This window comes from Bacillus sp. Marseille-Q1617, assembly GCF_903645295.1.
Classification (GTDB): domain Bacteria; phylum Bacillota; class Bacilli; order Bacillales; family Bacillaceae_B; genus Rossellomorea.
The window spans coordinates 2,244,261-2,266,755 of record NZ_CAHJXM010000001.1 but is presented as its reverse complement, the minus strand read 5'-3'; the positions used below and the strand labels follow the sequence as shown (position 1 = coordinate 2,266,755).

At 35.5% G+C, this 22,495-nt stretch carries 23 protein-coding genes and 2 pseudogenes; 20 read left to right on the top strand and 5 right to left on the bottom strand.

Annotated elements, in window-relative coordinates:
* Nucleotides 1–72: 72 nt before the first annotated feature.
* A complete protein-coding gene (locus tag HWX64_RS11360) occupies nt 73–276 on the bottom strand; it encodes a hypothetical protein (RefSeq protein ID WP_071617087.1) in 204 nt (67 codons plus the stop codon).
* A gap of 203 nt (nt 277–479) precedes the next feature.
* On the opposite strand from HWX64_RS11360, the pseudogene lepB reads away from it, so the two are divergent.
* Both lepB and HWX64_RS11350 read left to right on the top strand, forming a co-directional pair.
* Nucleotides 480–1,021 (top strand): annotated as a pseudogene (lepB, locus tag HWX64_RS11355) (signal peptidase I).
* Between the two features lie 159 nt (nt 1,022–1,180).
* Nucleotides 1,181–1,600 (top strand): DUF5412 family protein, encoded by a 420-nt coding sequence (locus tag HWX64_RS11350; RefSeq protein WP_051758173.1) that lies wholly within the window; start codon nt 1,181–1,183, stop codon nt 1,598–1,600.
* Nucleotides 1,601–1,996: 396 nt separating this feature from the next.
* Here the strand turns inward: HWX64_RS11350 and HWX64_RS11345 are convergent, their stop codons facing one another.
* A complete protein-coding gene (locus tag HWX64_RS11345) occupies nt 1,997–2,923 on the bottom strand; it encodes a DMT family transporter (RefSeq protein WP_175989536.1) in 927 nt (308 codons plus the stop codon).
* A 126-nt stretch (nt 2,924–3,049) separates the two neighbouring features.
* On the opposite strand from HWX64_RS11345, the gene HWX64_RS11340 reads away from it, so the two are divergent.
* From HWX64_RS11340 to HWX64_RS11330, 3 genes are all read left to right on the top strand, one after another.
* Nucleotides 3,050–4,435, top strand: a complete 1,386-nt coding sequence (locus HWX64_RS11340; protein ID WP_175989535.1) for a PLP-dependent aminotransferase family protein — start codon at nt 3,050–3,052, stop codon at nt 4,433–4,435.
* Between the two features lie 756 nt (nt 4,436–5,191).
* A complete protein-coding gene (locus HWX64_RS11335) occupies nt 5,192–5,668 on the top strand; it encodes an N-acetyltransferase (RefSeq protein ID WP_175989534.1) in 477 nt (158 codons plus the stop codon).
* Between the two features lie 163 nt (nt 5,669–5,831).
* A complete protein-coding gene (locus HWX64_RS11330) occupies nt 5,832–6,674 on the top strand; it encodes a tyrosine-type recombinase/integrase (protein ID WP_034756500.1) in 843 nt (280 codons plus the stop codon).
* 368 nt (nt 6,675–7,042) lie between these two features.
* Here the strand turns inward: HWX64_RS11330 and HWX64_RS11325 are convergent, their stop codons facing one another.
* Nucleotides 7,043–7,666: a flavin reductase family protein gene (locus HWX64_RS11325; RefSeq protein WP_175989533.1), complete on the bottom strand. Its 624-nt coding sequence runs from the start codon at nt 7,664–7,666 to the stop codon at nt 7,043–7,045.
* Nucleotides 7,667–7,758: 92 nt separating this feature from the next.
* On the opposite strand from HWX64_RS11325, the gene HWX64_RS11320 reads away from it, so the two are divergent.
* From HWX64_RS11320 to HWX64_RS11290, 7 genes are all read left to right on the top strand, one after another.
* Nucleotides 7,759–8,454 (top strand): helix-turn-helix transcriptional regulator, encoded by a 696-nt coding sequence (locus tag HWX64_RS11320; RefSeq protein WP_175989532.1) that lies wholly within the window; start codon nt 7,759–7,761, stop codon nt 8,452–8,454.
* A 263-nt stretch (nt 8,455–8,717) separates the two neighbouring features.
* A complete protein-coding gene (locus HWX64_RS11315) occupies nt 8,718–9,116 on the top strand; it encodes a DUF3139 domain-containing protein (protein WP_175989531.1) in 399 nt (132 codons plus the stop codon).
* Between the two features lie 186 nt (nt 9,117–9,302).
* Nucleotides 9,303–10,112, top strand: coding sequence for a hypothetical protein (locus HWX64_RS11310; protein WP_175989530.1), 810 nt, complete (start codon nt 9,303–9,305; stop codon nt 10,110–10,112).
* Nucleotides 10,113–10,129: 17 nt separating this feature from the next.
* Nucleotides 10,130–10,390, top strand: a complete 261-nt coding sequence (locus HWX64_RS11305) for a YjcQ family protein (protein WP_175989529.1) — start codon at nt 10,130–10,132, stop codon at nt 10,388–10,390.
* Nucleotides 10,391–10,580: 190 nt separating this feature from the next.
* Complete coding sequence (locus HWX64_RS11300; RefSeq protein ID WP_175989528.1) at nt 10,581–11,003, top strand: hypothetical protein; 423 nt, start codon at nt 10,581–10,583, stop codon at nt 11,001–11,003.
* A gap of 326 nt (nt 11,004–11,329) precedes the next feature.
* Nucleotides 11,330–12,547 carry an erythromycin esterase family protein gene (locus tag HWX64_RS11295; RefSeq protein ID WP_175989527.1) on the top strand — a complete coding sequence of 406 codons (1,218 nt, stop codon included), beginning with the start codon at nt 11,330–11,332 and terminating at the stop codon, nt 12,545–12,547.
* 147 nt (nt 12,548–12,694) lie between these two features.
* Complete coding sequence (locus HWX64_RS11290; protein WP_175989526.1) at nt 12,695–12,979, top strand: hypothetical protein; 285 nt, start codon at nt 12,695–12,697, stop codon at nt 12,977–12,979.
* A 260-nt stretch (nt 12,980–13,239) separates the two neighbouring features.
* Here the strand turns inward: HWX64_RS11290 and HWX64_RS11285 are convergent, their stop codons facing one another.
* Nucleotides 13,240–14,475, bottom strand: a complete 1,236-nt coding sequence (locus tag HWX64_RS11285) for an IS110 family transposase (RefSeq protein WP_175989525.1) — start codon at nt 14,473–14,475, stop codon at nt 13,240–13,242.
* A gap of 426 nt (nt 14,476–14,901) precedes the next feature.
* Between HWX64_RS11285 and HWX64_RS11280 the strand changes: the two are divergent.
* The 5 genes and pseudogenes from HWX64_RS11280 to HWX64_RS11260 all read left to right on the top strand — a co-directional run bounded on the left by HWX64_RS11280 (nt 14,902) and on the right by HWX64_RS11260 (nt 18,390).
* Nucleotides 14,902–15,321 (top strand): annotated as a pseudogene (locus HWX64_RS11280) (VOC family protein).
* A gap of 370 nt (nt 15,322–15,691) precedes the next feature.
* A complete protein-coding gene (locus HWX64_RS11275) occupies nt 15,692–16,138 on the top strand; it encodes an N-acetyltransferase (protein WP_175989524.1) in 447 nt (148 codons plus the stop codon).
* Nucleotides 16,139–16,534: 396 nt separating this feature from the next.
* Complete coding sequence (locus HWX64_RS11270) at nt 16,535–17,131, top strand: DUF1062 domain-containing protein (RefSeq protein ID WP_175989523.1); 597 nt, start codon at nt 16,535–16,537, stop codon at nt 17,129–17,131.
* 256 nt (nt 17,132–17,387) lie between these two features.
* Nucleotides 17,388–17,660 carry a hypothetical protein gene (locus HWX64_RS11265; RefSeq protein WP_175989522.1) on the top strand — a complete coding sequence of 91 codons (273 nt, stop codon included), beginning with the start codon at nt 17,388–17,390 and terminating at the stop codon, nt 17,658–17,660.
* A 160-nt stretch (nt 17,661–17,820) separates the two neighbouring features.
* Nucleotides 17,821–18,390 carry a hypothetical protein gene (locus tag HWX64_RS11260; RefSeq protein WP_175989521.1) on the top strand — a complete coding sequence of 190 codons (570 nt, stop codon included), beginning with the start codon at nt 17,821–17,823 and terminating at the stop codon, nt 18,388–18,390.
* A gap of 668 nt (nt 18,391–19,058) precedes the next feature.
* Here HWX64_RS11260 and HWX64_RS11255 read toward each other — a convergent pair.
* Entirely contained in the window at nt 19,059–19,403 is a 345-nt protein-coding gene (locus HWX64_RS11255; RefSeq protein WP_175989520.1) for a hypothetical protein, read from the bottom strand.
* A gap of 405 nt (nt 19,404–19,808) precedes the next feature.
* Here HWX64_RS11255 and HWX64_RS11250 point away from each other — a divergent pair, with 405 nt between their 5' ends.
* The 3 genes from HWX64_RS11250 to HWX64_RS11240 all read left to right on the top strand — a co-directional run bounded on the left by HWX64_RS11250 (nt 19,809) and on the right by HWX64_RS11240 (nt 22,444).
* Nucleotides 19,809–20,276 (top strand): GNAT family N-acetyltransferase, encoded by a 468-nt coding sequence (locus HWX64_RS11250; RefSeq protein WP_175989519.1) that lies wholly within the window; start codon nt 19,809–19,811, stop codon nt 20,274–20,276.
* A 155-nt stretch (nt 20,277–20,431) separates the two neighbouring features.
* Nucleotides 20,432–21,301, top strand: a complete 870-nt coding sequence (locus HWX64_RS11245) for an AraC family transcriptional regulator (protein WP_175989518.1) — start codon at nt 20,432–20,434, stop codon at nt 21,299–21,301.
* A gap of 180 nt (nt 21,302–21,481) precedes the next feature.
* The gene (locus HWX64_RS11240; RefSeq protein WP_175989517.1) at nt 21,482–22,444 is read left to right on the top strand and encodes a YafY family protein; all 963 of its coding nucleotides are present in this window, start codon (nt 21,482–21,484) and stop codon (nt 22,442–22,444) included.
* The last annotated feature ends 51 nt before the right edge of the window (nt 22,445–22,495 follow it).

Sequence of the window (22,495 nt, the reverse complement as noted above, 5' to 3'; positions counted from 1 at the left end):
TATTGGGCAGGTTAGTTCAAATTCTGTTTTATATAAATAAAAGACGGCGAAAAAAGCACCGTCTATAACTAGCTATTTATTTTGTGTTAATTCTTTGTAATAAAGGTAATCGACTTTATGCTTAGTAGCCATTAACTGTGAAGCCAAAACCGCCGTATAAACAGTGGTTAGTACAATTGCTCCAACACCAAGACCTGAAAGGTTTATCTTATTAGATGTACTCATTCCATTATTGCTTGTGCTCATAGCATTATTGCTGGTAGGTGCTTCTTCCATTTTATTAACCCCCTATTTTGTTATAGGGGTATTATTTGTAACGGCAGTTAAACATATACACCAAAAAATAACGGGGAGAAAGAAAACAGGCAGGTCTTAAAAACGTAAAGTTTGTGAACAAATGTACTTAAACTAACGGGGAGCGTTTAACGGAAAAACGAAAAAGTATGAACTTGACTTTTTATAGTGAGAGGATGAAAAAAATGGTTAAAAAGAAAAATGAGACGCTAGAATGGATGAAAGCTATGGTTATAGCTGTAGTTATTGTGTTTACGGTTCGTGCATTCTTATTTACTCCTATTGTAGTTGATAGTGCTTCGATGAATACTACCCACAAGATCACGAAAGAATGATTGTATCAAAATTAGGAGAACCTGAAAGATTTGATATTGTTGTCTTTCACGCAAATGAGAAACAAGACTATATTAAGCGTGTTATTGGTTTACCTGGGGATAAAATTGAGTATAAAAAAGATACTTTATATGTAAATGGAAAAGTGTATAAAGAACCATACTTAGATAAGCAAAAGAAAAATATTAATGGTGACCTAACGAGACCATTTAAATTAGAGGATACTGCTGTCGGACAAGCTACTGTACCAGAAGGTCATTTATTCGTTATGGGGGACAACAGAAGAAATAGTACAGATAGCAGACAAATAGGAGCAATCCCCATAGATGAGGTTGTAGGGACTACAAATGTTGTTTTTTATCCAATTAGTGACATTAGGATAATTGAAAATTAGTGCTATTCTGTTATAGGGGGCAATAACAGAAGATCAACTAATTGACCACCAGCTATTACCTATCTTCAATTATTGGGCAGTTTAGCTAAAGAAGAAAAAGCACACAGGAATCGGGGGATAGGTAGGTTGAGGAGCATTAGGCTAAGATAAAAAATACTTTTGCTTGTCGTATTTAGTATGATTTGTATGTTCGTATATAAAAAATTTATCTATACATTTGAGTTTAATAACGGTGAATTTTTTGTAGGTCCTGTGGAATCGCCTAATGGTAAGTATACAGCCAATTCATATTATAAAACGTATGGTGGAGCAGCAGGTGGTGTAAATGTTTGGGTCGAAATTACTGAAGGTACGGGCAATAAGGTTCGTACTATATACTATGCTCCTGGGAAAAGTAATTTTTCTATGAATTGGGTAGACGATGAAACACTAAACATTACCAATGAGGCTCCAGGAGTTCCAAAAGAAAACCGAAGCATCAAATTAACAATAGGGAAAGAAATTTATGATGAGTCTGGTGCAGCCTGTGATAGTTGGGTTATGAAAGATGAATATGAAACTTGTTATGAAAGGGATTAAATTCTCTAATAGCTAAAATGTGAAGAGATGTACTTAAACATACGGGTGCTTAACTTTAACAAGAATACAAAAGAAAGGAGCAGGATTTTTAATATCCAGCTCCTTCTTTATTGTTAAATAATGCAATTTTGTTTGCTAATTCGTATGTGAAACGCGTTGTTATTTGCTTTGCCTTTTTCTATTTTGTACTTCAAAAGAGAACCCGTTAGTATCGTACAGGGGTCGTCTTTTTTTACTTCATTGATACCAGAAGTAAGGTTATGGTTGATGGCACCTTTCACTTCTTGGTTAGAATCTTTTAATACTTCACACCATTTTATATCAGTTAAGTCGTAGAATGACCACATAACCCTTTCTAGGGGGTGTTGTCCCAGCGGTTTCCCCTTCAGGACATGCTTACATATATGTCTGCAATTGTTTTTCCCTATTTTGACTATCCGGGAATGATAGGATGACAACAGCAGCAACGATAAAAAATCCGCCTAATAGTTGAGTAGCACCAAACCCCACATTTAACCAAACGATAGACACAATTGCAGCAACTAGAGGTTCGATACTGGATAATAAACTTGTTTCAGTGGCGCTTAAATAATTCAGACTGCCAATATAGAGTATAAAAGAAACCGTGCCGCAGATAATTACCAGAAGCATCATCGAAAATGTATGAAGTGTTAAGGTTTGGGCCAATTGTACAACGCTAAAATCATGCTTGAAAATTAACAGCACAATGCCGCCAATTAACATACCCCAGCCAATGATGACCGAGGTTCCCCACTCCTTGATCAATGAGACAGGATGGAGTGTATAGAAAGTAAAACCAAGTGTAGTTAGCAGACCAAGAATAATGGCCCTTTTCGATAGCATGACATTTTCCATTGAGCCATTTGTAATCAGGAGAACGGTTCCGGCTAAGGCTGCAATCACAGCTAGAAATTGCAACATTGTTGGTAGTTTTTTTGTCTGCCATGCTACATAAATGGTAATGAAAACGGGACCGAGAAATTGGAATAGTACTGCTGTCACTGCATTACTTTCACGGATGGTTTCTATAAAAACGTACTGGGCTCCAAGCATTCCCAACACACCAAAAATCATGAGTTGAATCCAAGAACGACGATCCTTCCAGATGCCAAAAATGTTTTTTTGAGTGAAATGCAACAGTCCCAGAGTGAAGATTCCAGCCATAATTAATCGTACAACAAGGAAATTATTCAGAGATAATTCGCTATTTTGAAAAAGCCACTGGATCATTGGTCCGGAGAGACCCCATAATGCTGCTCCACTAATTATCATCAAAAGTCCGACATATCGGGTTGTTTTCATAATGATTGCCTCCCTGCTGATAGTTTTTTAATAGTAATTATTAGGAATGTTTCCATAGATGCATTATAATAAGAGGCTGGCATGGTTTGTAGGGCCAGTTTTTATTATCGGAAGGGAGTCAGATGGATGTATGAATTAACACCAAAACTTGATTCGTATAGTAAAGAACCTCAATATGTACAGTTATATAACTATATCAAGCAAGAGATTGATAAAAGGATGCTTAGGCCAAATACTAAGCTTCCTTCCAAACGAAAACTTTCTTGGTATTTAAACGTGAGCCAAAACACTGTAGAGGCATCGTACGACCAGCTTGTTGCCGAAGGATATATTGAGGGAATTCCACGAAAAGGGTATTTTGTCTGCGAAATTCAGCCAACATTTTCCCATGCTGAAAAAAATTCCGATTATATCAAGGAAAAAATCTTTAAAAGCGACGTCACTTTTGATTTCACTCAAACAGGAGTTGATCATCATTCATTTCCTTTTGCTGTTTTTCGAAAAATAGCAAATGATGTTTTGAAGAGTGAGAGTAAACATTTGTTGACGATTGGGCATCCTCAGGGAGAATTTGAGCTGCGTGAAGAAATTGCCTCCTATCTGTACGAATCCCGTGGCGTCCGGACAGCGCCGAGCCAGATAATCATTGGGTCAGGAACACCAACACTAATACAACTTTTGTTTAAGTTATTAAAGGGAAGCTTGTATGCCGTTGAAGACCCCGGGTACCATAAAAGACTTGTAACCTTCGAAAAAGGACCTGAAAATGTGAAGGGAATTCCGCTTGATAATGAAGGGATCAGCATAACCAGCTTAAAGGAAAGTGGCGCTAATATTGCTTTTGTTACTCCGTCACACCAATTTCCTTGTGGAATGATAATGTCGATATCAAGGCGTAAGCAGTTGCTGAGCTGGGCTAAGGAAAAAAAGGGAAGATACATCGTCGAGGATGATTATGACAGTGAATTTCGTTATTCAGGCAAACCCATCCCTGCATTACAAAGTCTGGATTCCGATGAAAAAGTAATCTATATGGGTACATTTTCAAAAGCGTTGCTACCGTCCCTGCGCATGGCTTATATCGTTCTTCCCAAACTGTTAATGGAAAAGTACCATGAACATTACTTTCACTTCGCTCAGTCTGTGTCTCGGCTTGACCAGGAGATCATCAAAAGATTCATGCAGGAAGGCAGCTGGAAAAAACATATTAACAAAATGCGGATTGTTTACAAAAAAAAGAGAGATGCACTCATCACAGCGCTTTCGACTCATTTCCCAAATTCAATTGAAATCATTGGCCAGGATTCTGGATTGCATCTTTTAGTCCGCATGAATAACGGTATGGTGGAAAAAGAGCTTATTGAACAGGCTGCTAAATATGATATCAAAGTTTATCCTGTATCAGATTACGGTTTAAGTGACGATCGAACCATTCTATTGGGTTTTGCAGTATTATCTGAGGAAGAGATATTTTCAGGAGTTCACTCGTTGGCAAAAGCATGGGGAGGGTAGCACCCCTAAAAAGAAGTTTGTGAAGAAATGGACTTAAACTAATGGGTGCGTTGATCTAGGAAGGATTAAGGCACCTTTTTGCTGAAATTCTTATTAAACAAACGGGGCAGCATTCCTGTAATAAAACTAATTTTGTGAAGAATTGTACTTAAACTATCGGGTGCGTTTGCTGAACAAGCAGCCGAACCTAGCTTGTTCAAGAAAAGGGGTTGTGGGTGAACTCAGATAGAGTTCCTGGCAAAATTAAGGTAGCAAAGTTTATATTGAAAGGAATTTAGATATGAATAAGCTAAAATATTTATTGATTTTTATAAGTTGTTATTTTATACTTTCATTTTTCTATAGTGTTTTTATCAGCAAGGGGGAAGTACTTCCTTTTATTCAATTGTTAAACGCATGTAATTTTGGCTTTCTAGCTTTTGTAGTGCATCAAAAAACCAAAAGTGTTTCGCCAGAAAGATGTTCTTTAAAATAGAAAGAGGGCAGCATTTAGGAGGAAATGGATGAGAGATATTATAAAGAATCACCCATTTTTAAAATATAGTTTTTATGTTATTTTTGGCTTTTTATCCCTTTCATTTGGATATATTCTAGGGAAGTGGGTTATTGAAAATTCATTATAACTTTTTTTGGCAAATACGAATAGATCAAACATAATAGGTATTGGAATCTTCCGAAAGGGGGCGTTTGCTGAATAAGCAGCCGCCCTGTTGAGTGAGTATCGCGTAGCATTGGTTAAGATTGAAGAAGGTAAGGGTGTTTAAAGTGATTACTTTTGAAACTAACGAAATAAATAAATGGAAGATTGAATTAGAAATTATGAATTCAAACTCTTCCTATAATCAGATGTCTAAAAATAAAAGCACTATTAACTACGATGATATCCTATCTGAGTATGAAGAATCCAAAAAGTTAAATACTACTCGATTGTTAATCAAGCAGGGGAATAATTACATAGGATTAGTCGATTATTGTATAAATAATCCCTCTGATAATACTCCTTGGATTAGTTTATTTGTAATTCATAAGCAATTTCAAGGGGGAGGAAATTCACTGGGGGTATTTCAACAATTAGAAGACCTTATTAGAAAAGAAGGAAAGAAAAAATTACGATTGGCAGTCCATAAGGAGAATGAGAAAGGAATTTTGTTTTGGACCAGGCTTGGTTTTAATAAATTTAAAGAAATAATTTTCGAAGGGAAACCACACTACTGTTTAGAAAAGAATCTATAAAGTCTTATTCAACAATCGGGGCCGCTAATGTAAGATCAGTGGCCATTAAGGTGTTCCTACAAAAAGGATCACTTATTTAATAGCTTTGTATAAACCATCTTCTGAATGGGCATACTAGAACCAAAGTTTACTTGGTTGCCAGCCTTGTAGGAGATGATGAATAATGAAACTTTCCGAAGCCTGGGTGAAATATCAGCTAGATAAGAAGATTGAAGGGTATTCTCCATTAACGTTGAAAGCTTATTGTTTTCAATATACTCTTCTGTTAAAACACTTTGGTGATATTAGTATTAATAACTTTACAACCGACGCTTTGAAAAGTTACCTAATCAATTCAGGAGACCATTTAAAGCCGGCGAGCATGGGGCATCGTGTCCGATGCATCAGATCCCTTTTTAAGTGGATTCATGATGAGGGACATCTTCCGAATAATCCAGCTGCTAAGTTAAAGGAACCAAAGATAGGAAAAAGAATCCCTAAGTTTCTTACGGAGCTGGAAATTGAACATCTAAGGGAATCTTGCGAAAGCTCCTTGGAAAATGCCTTGTTTGAATTTTTTTATTCGACAGGCTGCCGGATAGGGGAAATTGTTAAACTTAACCGGGAAGACATCAACTTCTCAGCCAACTCTGTAATTGTTCATGGAAAAGGTGACAAAGAGAGGGAAGTGTATTTTAATACTCGCTGCTCCCTCTGGTTGAAACGGTACTTGGATGAACGGGACGATCAAGAGGATTGCCTATTCGTTACAGAGAGAAAACCCAAACATCGGATGAGTATTGATATGATTCGATACATTATAAAACGGGTTTCTAAGCGAGCAGGTATAAAAAAGAGCATTCACCCTCATCAGTTAAGACATAGTTATGCAACTCATTTAATTAATAACGGCGCACCTCTGGAAGTGATCCAAAGCCTTTTGGGACATGAGAAAAGTGAGACGACAAAAATCTATGCTCAACTTAGTGGAAAACTGCGTCAGGACTTCTATTGTAAGTATTTTTGAAATTCAGAGCTTCGACCCTCAGTGGGTTTGAGGCTCTTTCTTCTTGTATTGGGCCATTTAATGGAACAACTCTTTATTGCAGAATAGTCCCTTACTGCGCAACAATGATGATTGGTATAATTTGAAAAAAACGGTGATTAGTTGTCATGTTTTTAATGTGAAAAGTTTAAATATTATTAATTGTTGCGCTTAACAAATGAAACAGGATTGTGTAAGAAGGATATTTACTTTTGATTTTGAAGATAAGGAAAAACTTAGAATTAAAGTTAAAGAAAGATATACAAAGCATAAGTCAAAAAAAATGCGAATGACAGAGAATACTTAATCTGTCATTCACAACACCCTCAACTATCTAGATGGTAAATTTATTAAGTTTCTGAACGGAACGTTCTCCCTACCTCTTTTCCTAATCCAAAGTAGTGCCGAAAATTATAAATTAAGGGACTCCATTTTGATGGATTAATGTAATTTTCATTTAGTACAATACTTTCTTCTGCATGAAAATGCAGTACTTGTGTCTCAACAATGGCAAACAAAGGATTATATTCAGGGGTTCGAATATGTTTAACTACTGCCTCAATTTGAATAGGACACTCTTTAATACGTGTAGGTAAAACTGTTTTTGAACTTAAAGGTGTTAACTCTGATGATTCGTATTTATCTTTTTTATAAGTAAATCCAATCTCTTTCTTAAATGGTGGAATAATTTTTGTTCCAGTATAAGAAGAGATTTTTTCAACATTTTCCCACAAATTTGGACAGGGTAAATTTATGACGCATTCACTATGCCTTTTTAAATTTTCTATTGCCTTACCTCCAAGTCCTATGCCAAGAACAATACAGTCACCTAAAGCCCAAGATGAGGACATCGGACTAATGTTAGTAGTACCGTCTTCATTTAAAGTGTTGAGAAGAAGGGTTGGTGTCCCATAATACATAATTTTTGGTTTGATCTCTTTGAAAATAGTAGTATCCTGTTTTTCGATATTCAAGTCTAATTCCTCCTCTAAATTCAATTACATATATATTGTAAGTGCTTTAAATTTCCACTATCATCGAAATATGAATGTAAGGAGGGAAAATTTTGAATCCCAATATTTCAAAAATTGCTGCACTATTATCCGACCAAACAAGATCCTCAATTCTGCTTAGTCTTATGGATGGAACTATCCATCCGGTAAGTGAACTTGCTTATATTGCAAAAGTAAAACCTCAAACAGCAAGTTTTCACCTACATAAAATGCTAGAAGCAAATCTTATCAGTGTAGAAAAGCATGGGAGACACCGTTATTATAGGTTGATAAGCAGTGATGTAGCAACGGTTATAGAATCAATGTTAAACATATCACCGGAACCACCTGTAAATTCATTAAGAGATTCAAGAGAAAAAAGTGCTATACATTATGCGAGAACTTGTTACGATCATTTGGCTGGCTATATGGGTGTGCAGATCACCAATTCTTTAATCCAACAAAATATTATTAAAAAGGAAGGTCTTAATTTTGAAGTAACACAAGAGGGCCACCATTTTTTTCAAAGTTTTGGAATAAATATAGATGAACAAAAAAAGAAACGTAGAGCCTATGCCCGTTGTTGTTTAGATTGGAGTGAAAGGCAACATCATATTGCAGGGGCTTTGGGTAACGCTTTACTAGTGAAGATGCTGGAACAACAATGGATAACACGTTTGCCTAATACGCGTGCTATTAAAGTAACTTCAAATGGAAGTACCCAAATAAAAAAAATTTTTGGATTAGATATTTTGAAAGTACGGACTTAAACAAACGGGATCTGAGGTATACCAAGAAATATAAGTAACAATAGATCTAGTTGCTGCGTAGTCAACGAAGCTGTGTCATTTATGCTTCTTGTGGCCTTTTGGTCAAATAACTCGGTAAAACTAGAATTCGGTCAGTTGGTCTTCAGCTTTTAAGTATTCAATTATCGGGCAGGTTGGTTGAATAAGCCTACTAGACAAACAATTGACAATATACCCCTTTAGTGTAAAATCACACTATGTCATCAGCTGAGGGAGGTTATATTTTGAAGAAGAATAAAAAGTTAATAATTATCCTGGTAATTTGTTTAGTTGTTGTTGTTGTTGGTGTCCCAATATTTATTTATGATGCGGTACACGGAAACTTTATAAGGGATTATTCAATGGAAAATCAAGTAAAAGAACACTTGGTGCTGAATGATTATACAGAAGAAGATGTCTTATCTATTGAAGCAGAATATAATATGAAATTTAACACGAATAGAATTAAAGGTACAATTGCTTATGTTGTTTTTAAAGATGAACCTAAAGAAGAATATGTGTATGTACAATGGAGAGAGACAGGGAAAGTACAGCAAGAATGTAGTTATTACAGCGAAGATACAGGGGCATATGAAGTAAAATATACTGAAGAAAGAAAACATATGATTAAAAATTGTTATTAAATCATTGGGGGCAATAACCGAAGTTCAGCTAATTGATTCGGCTATTGCCCTTCTTCAATTATTGGGCAGGATTGTTGAAGACTTGACTTCGAGATAAATGTATCTATTAAGGGCTTTTTTTAAATTATATAACGGTTGAACTATGTGGTATTATTAGGTTAGAAAATAATGGAAGGTGTGAGGTTGATGGAATTTAGTCAAAAAGAGATTAAGAGGGCGATTAGAGATTTCGAAAAGACAATTCACTCTCTTCAGTATGCTGGACATAAAGTGTACTCTACACGTGTAAAGGAACTTATAGGTTTAATCAAACAGAATAAAGTAATAAATTCGATCGTAGGTCCATATTTGTTTATGGATATTGACTTTGAAAGCATCGAAAATTCGTCAGGTGGTTGGTTTGAACTGCAATTACCAGAAGAAAAAGATTTGCAGATTGCTTACGTCTTACAAGTTATGAAACGTGCCTCAGAGGGTGAATTTACTATAGAAACCTATGCTTTAAATATATTTGTCGCAAAAAAGCTTAATGAAAATATTAGACTATGGAATGAACAGATTCTTTTTCCATGTTTAGATAACTTGATGGATAAGTTAAATGATTTGATAGAAGATGAAGTCGAAGGCAAAGATCATATAGAGTCTGGATCTTTACAGGTTATAAATTATGGAAGTATATCTGCTGATCACGGAAACGTCGCTCTGGGAGAAAATATTACACAAACTTTGAAGGTAGGAGAGTTATCCGACGAACTTGTAAAGAAAGCTATAGAACAGGGTGTCATTGATCAATCTCAAGTAATTGAAGTAAAGGAAACAACTAATGAGATTCAAGATGAATTGGAGAAAACAAATCCTTCAGAAAATAATCTTCAAAGTCTTGCTTCAAGTATTTATGATATAGGATCAAAAGGTTTATTAAGGTTATCAACTAACGTCATAAATAATCCAAAGTGGGGAGAGGCTGTAACGAGCTTTTTATTAGGATTAGTATAAGAGGGGAAAGTTTAGAGATGAAAAAGTTAAAATGCATTTATAGTATTCTAATGAAGTTGGACCAAAGAGAGAAAATTGTACAAAGTGATTTTGACATAGATAAAGAAGAATGGGGAGATATAGCAGAACTTATTCTTGACGAAGGACTTGCTAAAGGGATCTCAGTTACAAAAGGTGGTCAAGGTAATAAAGTACAATCAGTATGGTACGATAATGCCAAAATAACATTAGATGGACTGAGGTTCTTAGAAGACAATGATGCCTATTCTTTAAAATGACTGAACAGCCAAAGCTGAAGATTGTATTGATAATCTTCAGCTTTGCCTTTATTCAAGAAACAGGGGCAATAACTGAAGGTCAGCAAGTCTCGATCCGTCTATTGCCCTTCTTCAATTGGGCAGGATTGTTGAGTAAACCCAAAAGCTAATACACTTTTTAAAATATTAAAGTGATGGGGGAGAGATGTCATTGAGGAATATAATCTGGTTACTGATTTTGACTGGAATATTATTTACAGGATGTGCAGACAATGATAGTACAAACTGGAGGTTAAGCCCTACATTTACTTATGATAATATGACCTTACACGGAACAGAAGGAAAGTTCGGGATTCACAAAGTGAACGGTGAAAGCGATGAACCAGAATTTCCAGTAAATAAAGGAAGACAGTACAACGTCTATTTCTTGGAGAGTACAGAAGATTTTAATGGTAAAAGATATAAGATGACTGCGACTCATCAAAATTCAGACGATATTGTGGAACTTTATGAATGGGAGATTGATAATAAGCAAAGCGGAGCAAAATTCTCACTTGATAAAGAAGGTCTTTGGAAGATTGATATATTTGTTGATGATGAACCGTATACAAGCTTTATTGTTGAAGCGAAATAAACAAGTATTCAACTAGCAGGGGCGTTTGCTGAACAAGCAACCGCCCTTTGTTCCAGTAAAGGAGCAGGATTGTTGAATAAGAGACCTGCGGGATAGAAGACACTTTTGACACAAACTGCACAGCAACGAATGAAATGACTTTTTAGAAATCAGGACCGTAATCTGTTTTTTTTTAGGTATGATTTTAGTATGAATAATTGTTATATTGTGAATTGTTTCGCTTAAACTAACGGAGCAGGTTAGTTTATCAAATGTTGCCAAAATTTAAATCATTTATAAATAATTAGGGAGATAACTTTGGTGATTTTAAAATGAGGAAGGAAATTATGAATTTTGTCAGAGAAATTACAAGAAATCGTTGGAAAGAACAAATTAAAAGAACTGCTTCTGAAATAAAAACAAATAATGGATTTTCATTTATTGACCGCTTTATACAAGATAAGCGAATTATTCTTCTTGGTGAAAATTCACACGGAATAGCGGACTATTTCACAACTAAAACTGACTTAATCCGTTATTTACATCAATATCACGGATTTAACGTTGTCGTACTTGAAAGCGGACTTTTGGAAGCAACTCTGTGCAAACAATTTTTAAGCGACGACTCCCCTGAGAAACAAATCCAAAGTAGCTTATTAGATATTTACCATAATGAAGAAATGAAACCACTGTTTTCTGAGAAATGGGCTCAGTCTATAAAACTTAGTGGAATGGATCCCCAGCCTACTTATCCTTTAATATCTGAACATATGTTAGATTGGATAAAAAATCATACGGATTATGAGTTATATGAATCTATGAGAAGAGTTGAGGAACAATATTTTGAATTAGACTCTGAAATGTTGGTAAAGATAACAAAACCTATAAAAAAGAGAATGAAATCTGCCATTCAAGAATATGAAGGAGTATTAAAATTAATAGATATTAAACGAAAAAACTACTCGAATCCCGAAATACAAAGGATGTTTCTATTAATCCAACGGGGGATGCAAAATAGGTTGCAATGGTTACAGGTGAATTTAAGAGGATACCTATCCTCTGGGATTCAAAGAGGGTTTAATATGTTTCAAAATTTAGAATGGCTAATGAATCACTATTATATTAAAGAGAAGATAATTGTATGGTCCCATAATTTTCATATACGAAAAAGACGACCCCTCACTGCAAAATTATTAGGAATTAGGTCGGTTGGGTATTGGTTGCAAAAGAAGTACCCTAAAGACTTTTATGCGATTGGTCTTTATGCTGGGAGTGGGGAATTTGCAACACAATTACGGGTCGAATTAGAGATAAATATTATGAAAAAAGATCATTATCATTTAGAGTCATTACTTTATGAGACATCAGAAACAGACTTATTTCTTCCATTGAATGTACAAAATCAAATCACCGAGAGAAAAATGTGGTTCAAAAGAAGATGGAGGTTATTGGAATCTGGATTTTCGGGTCTTTCCCCAATGGTTATTTATCCACAAGACCACTATGATGCAATAATCTTTATACGGGAAGTGACCTCCCCAAAATATTTAAAACGGTCTGAATAATAGGGGAAATGTTAATTGATATTTCACTAAGGGCAGGTTAATGCAATAAACATAGTCGATTATCAATACCTTTCTAAAAATGATGAAATTCCAGATGAGGGGATAACACCATCTTCTAATAAAATAAATTATATGGAGGGGATATTTATGTGGGTAATATTAGGGGTTATTGCAATAGTAGTAACTGTTATAAACCTTTCTTTGTATGCAGCAGGAAAGGATTATAAGCTTGCTATGGCGATGGCATTATCATTTACAGCTTTAACAAATTGTGCAAATTACAGTAATCTAACTCGGTGGGTAAAAGTGGAAGATTGGTCGGCTTTAATGGATGTAATACCAGGTATGGCAAGGGCATTTTGGTTTTTGACAATTGTATCTATCTTACTAAATAATGCACCTATATTTTTAGAACGAAAACGTAAGAAATAATCACTTATTATTGGTGATATTTTTAGTGCTATCTCAACTTCACTATTGGGCAATAAGGATAAGAAGTGAAATACAAAATGTCAGATAAGTATTACATTCAGCCGTTAACTGTGTATTTTTAATTAAACCAGCTAATAGTTTGTCAACATTTTTCAATAAAAACTTAAAATAACTCATGTTATACTGAAAATAGGCATGCCAAATAACCTTCCACAGACATATGTTTGGAAGGTTTTGTCTTATTTAGCTGGAAATCTTAATTAGGCTATATCTTGGAAAGTGGTTCTGTTTTTTAATATGGCATAGATCCAATGTAAGAGCTTATTTACACAAGCAATGACGGCTACTTTATAAAGTTTTCCTTCCTCACGCTTCTTATCATAAAAAGCTCTCAATCTCTTGTTTCTAGGGATGATTTCATCTGTTGTTTTTTGTTTGCGACAGTCACGAATACCAGAGCGAACGGCCAAATATAAGGCGTGCCTTAATCTGCTAGAACCACGTTTTGTAATGCGAACAAGAGTAGCTTTAAACTTACCTGATTCAAATACTTCTGGATCAACCCCAGCGAATGCTACAAGCTTTTTCGGGTGATTAAACCGGTCTATCTCTCCTATTTCAGAAATGATCGTGGCGGCGATCTTTTCTCCGATACCAGGGATAGATTGGATAATCTTATATTCTTCAACTTCTTTTGCGAGAGTGTCTATCTCTGACTCCATTCTGGATAGATGCTCTTTGTATTGAAGAAGCATATCAATATACATACTTAGACTCAGTAAATGACTCTGATAAAGCGTCTTTTTAAATGGATTCCGTGCTGCAGCTTGCTTTAGATCCCGAGCTTTTTCTTCTGCCCATCTCTTAGAGCGACTCTTACAGAATTCCTTGATTTTCTCAGCCAACACATCTTCACTCACAGCCAGAATATCTTCTGAGGCGGGAAATTCCTTTAAAAGAAGCAAGGACACAACGGAATATAAATCTCCAAACACACCTCTATACTCAGTGAAGATTTGATCCAACACTGCTTGGAATTGGAGCTTGGTTTGAACATATATCCCAGTAATATTCTCATGCTGTCTTGTGAGGTTACGTAGGTTCAAAAGCTGAATGCCGCGTCTTTCATAGGGTTCTAAATCCTCTTTGTAATAAAGCTCACAGAGACGATAAGCATCGATGGCATCCGTTTTAACTTTTCGTAAACTAGAACTTTTAGCTCGATGAGAGATCAACGGGTTTACGATGATTAATAAATAGTTATGCTGCTCCAGAAACTGAACCACAGGTGCATGGTAATGGCCAGTTGCTTCTAGGACAACCGAAGGTTGAATACCTGTTTTATCTTTCACACTTTCCAGAAACTCAAGTAGTGAGCTTAGCCCTTCCAGATTATGCTTGATACTAAAACTTTTCCCGTAAGGTTTTCCTTTATCTAAAAAGGCCTGAACCTCACTTTCTCCTTTCGATACATCCAGACCAACGACTGGATTCATTCTCCATCTCCTCCTCATATTCATCTTGCCAGTAACCCCTAATCCTCCTAGTAGTATCATAGCTTCGCTTGTTATACGAGATCTTTGTCCCAACCAGCCTCAAACATGTTTCTACCAGTAGGGGGTGAACGGTTTAACGGACGGGATCTAAGTCCCACGGGGGCGGACGTTCTACCCTGGCTACTGTTATAATAAGACCATATAAAAAATGGTCAACCAGAAAAATCTAACATTCTGGTTAACCTTATAATACGAAACGGGGGCGTTTGCTGAACAAGCAGCCGCCCTTTATTCAAGTAAAGGGGCAGTTTAGTTCATTAACAGTTGCATAAATCAGTATAAAATCTTTACTTTAATGCAGGAAGTAAGGATTTTTTGTTGAATAATTAAATTTAGAATATTTTGGAATTTGGGAGGGGATAAAAAATGGGTGATAAATTATTAAGGATAGGCACAACGTATATACCAGTGATTAATGTAGACCTTTCTTCTGATTGGTATGTAAATAAACTAGGAGCAGAGTTAAGCTACAAAGATCCAGACAAAGCTATTTTAAACTTTGCCAATCAAAGTATTTTTCTTGTGAATTCTAATGAAAATTAAAGCTCCAATTTTATTGATATTTACGGTAATGAGCATTTCTCGTTAACATTCGAAGTAAATGGATTAAATGACTTAAAAGCAATACATAAGGACTTTAAGCAATGTGAAATTAGAGTTGGAGAGATTGAGGACAGAGGGCATTCTGGAAGAAATTTTGTATTTTATGATTTAGATGGTAATAAATTTGATGTATGGAGTGAACTTAGTCCAATCTTCAGAGAAAAATATCTTATTTCCAAATAGAAAGTTAAAATGAGAAGGCTATGTTTTAACTCGTTCATTGTTCCATAACGGGGAAGATTGTGAGTTGAAGATCCAATAGGGATCGGCAACTCTTTTTTCTTTAGACTAAAATTGAGAACAGTAAATTATAGGTAATTACAGAAATCTTATAGAAATAAAATAATATGAGGTGTGAAAGTGAAAATCAGAAAAGCAACAGTGAATGATATTAAGGAAATTACTCACACCTGGACCAACTTCTTCGACGATTTCCATAGGTTCATGGCCTGTGTCGGGGGACAGACCCCTATCATGCACAAAGTATAAAGAAAAGTGGTAATATTAAGATGAATTATCAATAGAAATAAATTGTTTTTGAGGTGGGGGTATTATGGAAATATTTCAAGCTACAATTGAAGACCTAGAAGGAGTGTCAAATTTATTTAATTTGTATCGGATATTTTATCAACAAGAATCCGATTTAGAAAGTGCTAAAACTTACATAAAAGAACGTATAGAAAATAAGGAATCCGTTTTATTTGTCGTTAAAGATAAACAAAACTATGTCGGTTTTACTCAACTTTATCCTGCATTTTCATCTATATCTCTGAAAAGAGCCTGGATATTAAATGATTTATATGTTGATAAAAAGGCAAGAAAACAAGGAGTAGGAGAATTGCTCTTACATAAAGCAAAAGAATACGCAATTGAAACAGGTGCTAAAAGCCTTAGTCTCAGTACAGCACCAGATAATCATTCTGCTCAAAGACTATATGAAAAAAATGGATACAAAAGAGATGATTATTTTTATCATTATGAATTAGATTTATCCCAATAGAATTTAAGGGTAAGAGAGTAATATTCAAAACTTTAATATTACTTCAAATTCTAACTTTCAATATTTAATAATCACAAGGAGGCTGAAAAATTAGGTTTTTTAATATTGGTAAAACAATGGTATACTATTTATACAGGAGAAATTTGGAAGGTGGAATTGGTTTTGCCAACATACTTGTAATGGTTAAGCAACTAAATAGTACATTTCTTTTTTTTTGAACATCTTTGTTCAACGAGAGGAGAAGTGTGCCTATTTTTAACCATTACAGGGAACGCAGGATAATCAGTTGTTCTAATTCCGGCGGGATACCTATATGGTATTTCGTTTTTTAATGGGAAAATCTTTCTCCATTCAACCATTTTTGCGTTCCTCTGAATAAATAGGAGGAACTGGTGTATGAGTTTAAATAATTTATTCAAGTATGAGATCATTGCTCAGGAAACACCTTATATAAAACGAAATTGTAGTAAATGTAAAAAGAACACAGAATTTTATTGTAGTGAGAAGTTCAGGGTAAATGCGAATCAAAAAATAGTTGATATTTGGCTTATTTATAACTGTACACATTGTGAGGGAACTTGGAATTACCCTATTTTATCCAGAGTAAATATTAATAAAATTGACTCAAAGCTCATTCAAAAGTTTATGAATAATGATAAAGAGACCATTTGGTACTATGCTTTTCAAATCAACAAATTAAGAAAACTATGTAATGATGTAATTACAGAGATACGATACGAGTTAAGAAAAGAAAAGCTCGATTCACGAACTAACGAAGTTACGATTAGACTGTGCTGTAAATATAATTTTGGTCTTAGAATAGATAAACTTATCGCAGAGATTCTTGGCATTTCAAGGTCAAAAGTAAATAAACTGTCTCAGAATGGAACTATTTTACTAAATCCGAACATTAAGATGAAGAGCAATGTTATAGATGATTTACACATTATAGTCAAAGGCGACGGGTACAAAGTTGATGCATTGACATCATAATCTATCATCATTGCTAAGGCTATTCACTAAGGGGGATTAGCTGAAGGTCGGGCAGCCGATCTTCAGCTGTACCCTTATTCCATGATTGAGCAGGATAGTTGCTATTGCAAATATTTTTGCACATTTCAGAGCTTCGACCCTTAGTGGGTATGGGGCTCTTTCTTCTTGTATCTGGCCAGTTAATGAAATAAGTGGTTGTACAGTCAAATGTAATTTGAAATAATTAGGTAAAATGTAAATATAATGAATATACTGTGTGTGGAAAAATATTGAATCCAATCAAAACGAGGCACTGGCGATGTTTTTACCTGGCAGGGCCATAGAAAAAATCATGTTCGTGGCGAATGATCAAAATGAAGTTGCGAAAATGACGGTAAATTTTAATGGGGTAACAGTTGAGCAAACGTTCCCTCCTTACGAACCAAGCGTAACCAGGGTTAACTTACCTGAATCAACAGATGGTGGATATGATTATCGGAACTACAAATATCATGATGAAAATGGGGATTTGATTGAAGGGTATGAATGATTGATTGTGAATCTTTAAGGGTCACTGGAGATTGTGGAGGGTATCCCGCCTTACAGGCGCAAGGGAGCGATATGCATGGGGAAAAGTAGAGTGAGGACCGTCCACGATTAATAAAAATAATTTTAAGAGAGTTTAGTGAGGATGGAAAGGGAGTACCGGAATGAGAAGAGTAGTATTGATTTTAGTATCTATTGGGATAGCCGTGTTCATGTTTTTGTTGAGTAATTATCGGTTCACGCCTGAAAGTGCAGCCCTGAGCAACTCTTCCCTGACAGATGACTTTGAATATGTGGATCAAAATGGAATCGGGGAGGCCAAGGTTCTGTTATTCAAAAGCGATGTGAAAGAGGAGTACAGGACAGTTTTGACCGAAAAGTCAGGGTTGCTTTATAGAAGTAATTATTCTACATATACTCCATTTACCTCAGACCCCCTCCAACTTGTTGGAGGCATGAGCGTTACCACGGAAAAAAACGCCCTTACTTATTTGAGCGTCCTTTCTAATGATGAAAATGTGGCTTATATCCTAGCGGGGGTGGAGCCTCATATCGAGCGCAGAGAAGTGAGTAAAGGTGAGCGTATTACTTTTTTGTTTCCGTTTAGTGAGCAAGTAGACAAACTTAACGCTACGGCCTTTGATGAAAATGGAAAGAAGCTCTACTACTTGGGTTATCCGAAGGGTACAAATATGTTCAGACAAGAGGATTTTAGATGGCATAAGTATGAGTGAGGTATGACGGGGTTAAGTTTGGAACACGGGGATGGTTCTCAAGCTTTGGAAGCAGAAGAACCGTCCCCGATGCTTCCAGAAAACAAAGGTTGAAAGAATACCAATATTGGGGACTTAGTTTCCAAGAAGTTTATTCTAAAATGAGCAGGAAGAGACATAATATTTGAATGAATATCTTGGTTTCAAGTAAGTAATGGGGCAATATAGCAAGATGTATTGGTCTCTTATAAATTGGTACGTAATTAACAGGAGAAGTCATGTCTAATATTTATAGATTTATCAGTTTTAAGTCATTTGAGTTAATTTTAATTGAATCTAAATTTAAAAAAACGATCGATTCTGTCGATTCAATATCTACAGAACGTTCTTTAGAAACTATACTTCAACAAATTATAACAAATAAGTAATATTGCCAATCTTGGACAATACTAAATGAGAGGAGAATTTATAATAAAAATAACACTTTAGTACTCATTGAATTGACTTTAATGACATTTTAAAACTTGAAAATATTGAAGGGAAGCATAGGGACTGTTCTCTTGCTTCGGAAGCATTAGAACCGTCCCCATGCTTCCTAAGGGATTGGCTTTTCTTTTTCTGCCGAGTAATACGTGATAATGTTCACTACTGTGTATATGGTATATGTTGGAACGGCAGTAACTAACTGTTTAACTGCTTGATAGTGAACTATCAGGTTTCATAGCTTTTGCCAACATTGAATTAATCGCATCTACATCACAATTAATCGATAGAACTATATTGCCTGCTAAAAATTCTGTAATTTCGCAGAGAGAAACGAAAACTTTTGATGCTTGTGCAGTTGAAACACAGCTACCAAAAGAAGTTATTTTAATAGCATTATCAAATTTTACAACATCTCCTACTTTTTCTAAATTACCAAATACGATACTTCCGTTTCTTTCATATATAACAATTAATTCTCCTTTGTGATCTTCTAACTTTTCTCTGAGAGCATCGTTGCATTCGCATTGACAGTTATCTCTATCACCCATTACTTATACATCTCCTTTCAAGCTATTTTATATATTAATATGACAAGCTTAAAAGTAACGTGTAGACTATCGTAATAGACAAATGTTGATTTTAATTGAAGGAATACAACCTACTAATTGAAGAAGGTTATTTTCTTTAATAATCGAATTATAATTTCAAGCAAGCCTTACACGAATACATTAAACTATCGGGCGCGATTGTAGAATTAATCTTTTTTGTGAAAAACTAACAGCCATTTCGATAAGCCCATTCGACCCCTATGGATTTGCAACGGGTGTCATTTCTAGTCTATATGCAGTTTTATTTTTTATTAACGATTTAGTTGTGATTTTTATAGGGTTATTAACTAAGAATACAACTGGTATTTATGATAGTAATTAATTAAGTATTGAGGTGAGAATAGGGTGTCAAATGTAGAATTAACATTAATAACTTCTGACAATTGGAGAGAAGTGCTTGAATTATCCGTGCACGCAGAGCAACAGAAGTTTGTTGCTTCAGTTAATCCTCCAGTTGCTATCGCACTTGCTAAAGCATATGTAAGACCAGGCGGAAAAAAGATTGAACCATATGGGATTTATCATAAAAAAAAGATGGTGGGATTTTTCAATTTGCACTATACGCCAAATAGTACTGACAATTACTGGATTTTTCATTTTTTTATAGATAAAAGATTTCAACGAAACGGATTAGGTTTAAAAGCATTTCGAGAATTGATGAGACAGATCGAACAAAACCATCCTGCCTGTTACCGTATACGTTTAACTGTTCATCCAGAAAATGAAGTTGGGAGAAAATTTTATTTAAAGGTTGGATTTTCAGAAGACAATATTTTGACATTTGATGAGCCTACCTATTCCATATTCTTATAACAAGTTTTCAGAGAACATTTGAAGCACGGGGACGGTTCTCTTGCTTCGAAGCATTAGAACCGTCCCCGCTCTTCCCGAACCTGCCACAACAAAGCATTAATTGACAGGATCGATTTTTAAAGGGTTGCTAAGATGAGAATAAGGAGTTGAAGGCCATGGCATGGGTGGAGTCGATACAGAAGGCAATCGAATACATGGAACAAAATATATTGGAAGATATCACGATAGACAGTATTGCTGAACAAGCCAATGTGTCACCTTTTCATTTCCAGCGGACGTTTTCCGTTTTGACAGAAATGACGGTTGGTGACTATTTAAGAAGGCGGCGGTTAACATTGGCAGGAGAAGATTTGCTGACAACAGATGCGAAGATTATTGACCTTGCCTATAAATATGGCTATGACACTCCAGAGGCTTTCTCCAAGGCTTTCCGCAGACAGAACGGGGTTACTCCAAGTGAAGCGCGAAAGAATAAGGGGAAACTGCAATCTTATAACCGCCTGATCATCCAGGTCACTTTGAAAGGGGCAGAACCAATGAAGTATAATGTAGTCGAGAAGAATGCGTTTCAAATCGTTGGGATTAAACGAGAATTCTCTTGTGTTGCAGAGGAAGAAAACGTAGTGGGCATTCCGGAACTCTGGGCAGAGGTCAATCAAAACGGAATAAGCGATAGGCTGTTTCAACTGAATGACGGGGTAGTAAAAGGAGTATTAGGGGTTTGTGGAGGAATCAGTGAAGAGCAAAAAAAGGCGAATGTGTTTGATTATTGGGTGGCCACCTCGTACGCCGGGAAGGTTCCAGAAGGGATGCTCAGCCTAGAAATCCCTGCTTCCAAGTGGGCGGTGTTTGAAGTGAATGGACCAATGCCTGCTGCAATGCAAAATGCGTGGAAACGAATTTTCTCCGAATGGTTCCCTTCCACTGGGTATGAGCATGCGGGTACACCAGAATTTGAATTATATACGGATGAAGATCCAAATAGTCCGGATTTATACTCAGAGATATGGATTCCGATTAAATAAGTTCTTCATGTGTATACGATCTTAAGCAAACCGGCGCTTTCTGAAGTATGGAAAGCGTCTTTCTTCATGACAGGGGCCATTTAAAGAATAAGAAGATTGCTCAGAATCATGATATTTGAAATAATTGGTATTTTAAGATGGTTATTAATTATATAGAGAGGGATATAGAGGTGGAATTATATGCCTAAAATTGACAATATGTTAGCCATTCTATGGATGCTTCGTTCAGGTGAAAAAATTACTGCAAAACAAATTTCAGAAAAGTTAGAGATGAATATTAGGACTGTGTATCGTTATATTGATACAATTTCTACAAGTGGCGTACCCATCATTTCAGAACCAGGACATAACGGTGGATACACTTTATTGAACAATTTTATTGAGGCTCCTCTTTTTTTTGATTTTGAAGAGCAAACTTCACTATTTCACGCTGCTGTTTTTGCAGAAGAAGCTGGATATTATGGGGGTGAAGCACTGAATAGGGCCATATCTAAACTAAGTAAATACTCAAATCAAGAGCAGGAAACAAAGATAAACCAACATGTAACTAGTCTTGAAGTAATAAGTCGATTAAATTCACTATCTATGGAACCTTTTCTGAAGGAGTTGGAGCAGGCCATAGCTGACGGGTACTCAGTAAAAATTCATTATCATAAAAGTGGCGAAAAGCAATTAAATGATAGATTGGTCGATCCGTTCAGAATTATCTACTGGAATAATAAGTGGTATGTGATTGGATTTTGTCATCTTAGAAATGATATTCGTAGTTTTAGAGTAGATCGAATGGAAAGTCTAATGCTAACCGAAAATAAGTTTAACAGGCCAGAAGATTTTTCAGCAAGTGACTATTTTATAAAAAACCTTCTTCCAACTATAGAAGATAAGGAAGGGATTATTTCTTTGGTTCTTAATGGGGATAAAAGTGCACTGGATGATATTTGCCAACATTGGTTTTTAGGACATTATTTACAAGAACGGACTTCAAATCAAGCAGTTTTTCTTCTTGAAAAAGATATGATACATACATATGTACCTTATTTACTTTTACCGTACAATAAATCTATTAAAGTGATTGAGCCAATAAGTCTTAAGAAAAGACTTATTGAAGTTCTGTCGGATTTAATAAAATTTCACCAAGTATGATAACTTCCCTGACGTTAACTGTCAGGGAAGTTATTTTATAATAGCTATATC

Bases quoted from the DNA above. Each gene is read 5' to 3' on its own strand.
- HWX64_RS11360 (WP_071617087.1), bottom strand. From the start codon at position 276: ATGGAAGAAGCACCTACCAGCAATAATGCTATGAGCACAAGCAATAAT.
- HWX64_RS11345 (WP_175989536.1), bottom strand. From the start codon at position 2,923: ATGAAAACAACCCGATATGTCGGACTTTTGATGATAATTAGTGGAGCA.
- HWX64_RS11340 (WP_175989535.1), top strand. From the start codon at position 3,050: ATGTATGAATTAACACCAAAACTTGATTCGTATAGTAAAGAACCTCAA.
- HWX64_RS11330 (WP_034756500.1), top strand. From the start codon at position 5,832: ATGAAACTTTCCGAAGCCTGGGTGAAATATCAGCTAGATAAGAAGATT.
- HWX64_RS11310 (WP_175989530.1), top strand. From the start codon at position 9,303: ATGGAATTTAGTCAAAAAGAGATTAAGAGGGCGATTAGAGATTTCGAA.
- HWX64_RS11305 (WP_175989529.1), top strand. From the start codon at position 10,130: ATGAAAAAGTTAAAATGCATTTATAGTATTCTAATGAAGTTGGACCAA.
- HWX64_RS11295 (WP_175989527.1), top strand. From the start codon at position 11,330: ATGAATTTTGTCAGAGAAATTACAAGAAATCGTTGGAAAGAACAAATT.
- HWX64_RS11290 (WP_175989526.1), top strand. From the start codon at position 12,695: ATGTGGGTAATATTAGGGGTTATTGCAATAGTAGTAACTGTTATAAAC.
- HWX64_RS11285 (WP_175989525.1), bottom strand. From the start codon at position 14,475: ATGAATCCAGTCGTTGGTCTGGATGTATCGAAAGGAGAAAGTGAGGTT.
- HWX64_RS11275 (WP_175989524.1), top strand. From the start codon at position 15,692: ATGGAAATATTTCAAGCTACAATTGAAGACCTAGAAGGAGTGTCAAAT.
- HWX64_RS11270 (WP_175989523.1), top strand. From the start codon at position 16,535: ATGAGTTTAAATAATTTATTCAAGTATGAGATCATTGCTCAGGAAACA.
- HWX64_RS11260 (WP_175989521.1), top strand. From the start codon at position 17,821: ATGAGAAGAGTAGTATTGATTTTAGTATCTATTGGGATAGCCGTGTTC.
- HWX64_RS11255 (WP_175989520.1), bottom strand. From the start codon at position 19,403: ATGGGTGATAGAGATAACTGTCAATGCGAATGCAACGATGCTCTCAGA.
- HWX64_RS11245 (WP_175989518.1), top strand. From the start codon at position 20,432: ATGGCATGGGTGGAGTCGATACAGAAGGCAATCGAATACATGGAACAA.
- HWX64_RS11240 (WP_175989517.1), top strand. From the start codon at position 21,482: ATGCCTAAAATTGACAATATGTTAGCCATTCTATGGATGCTTCGTTCA.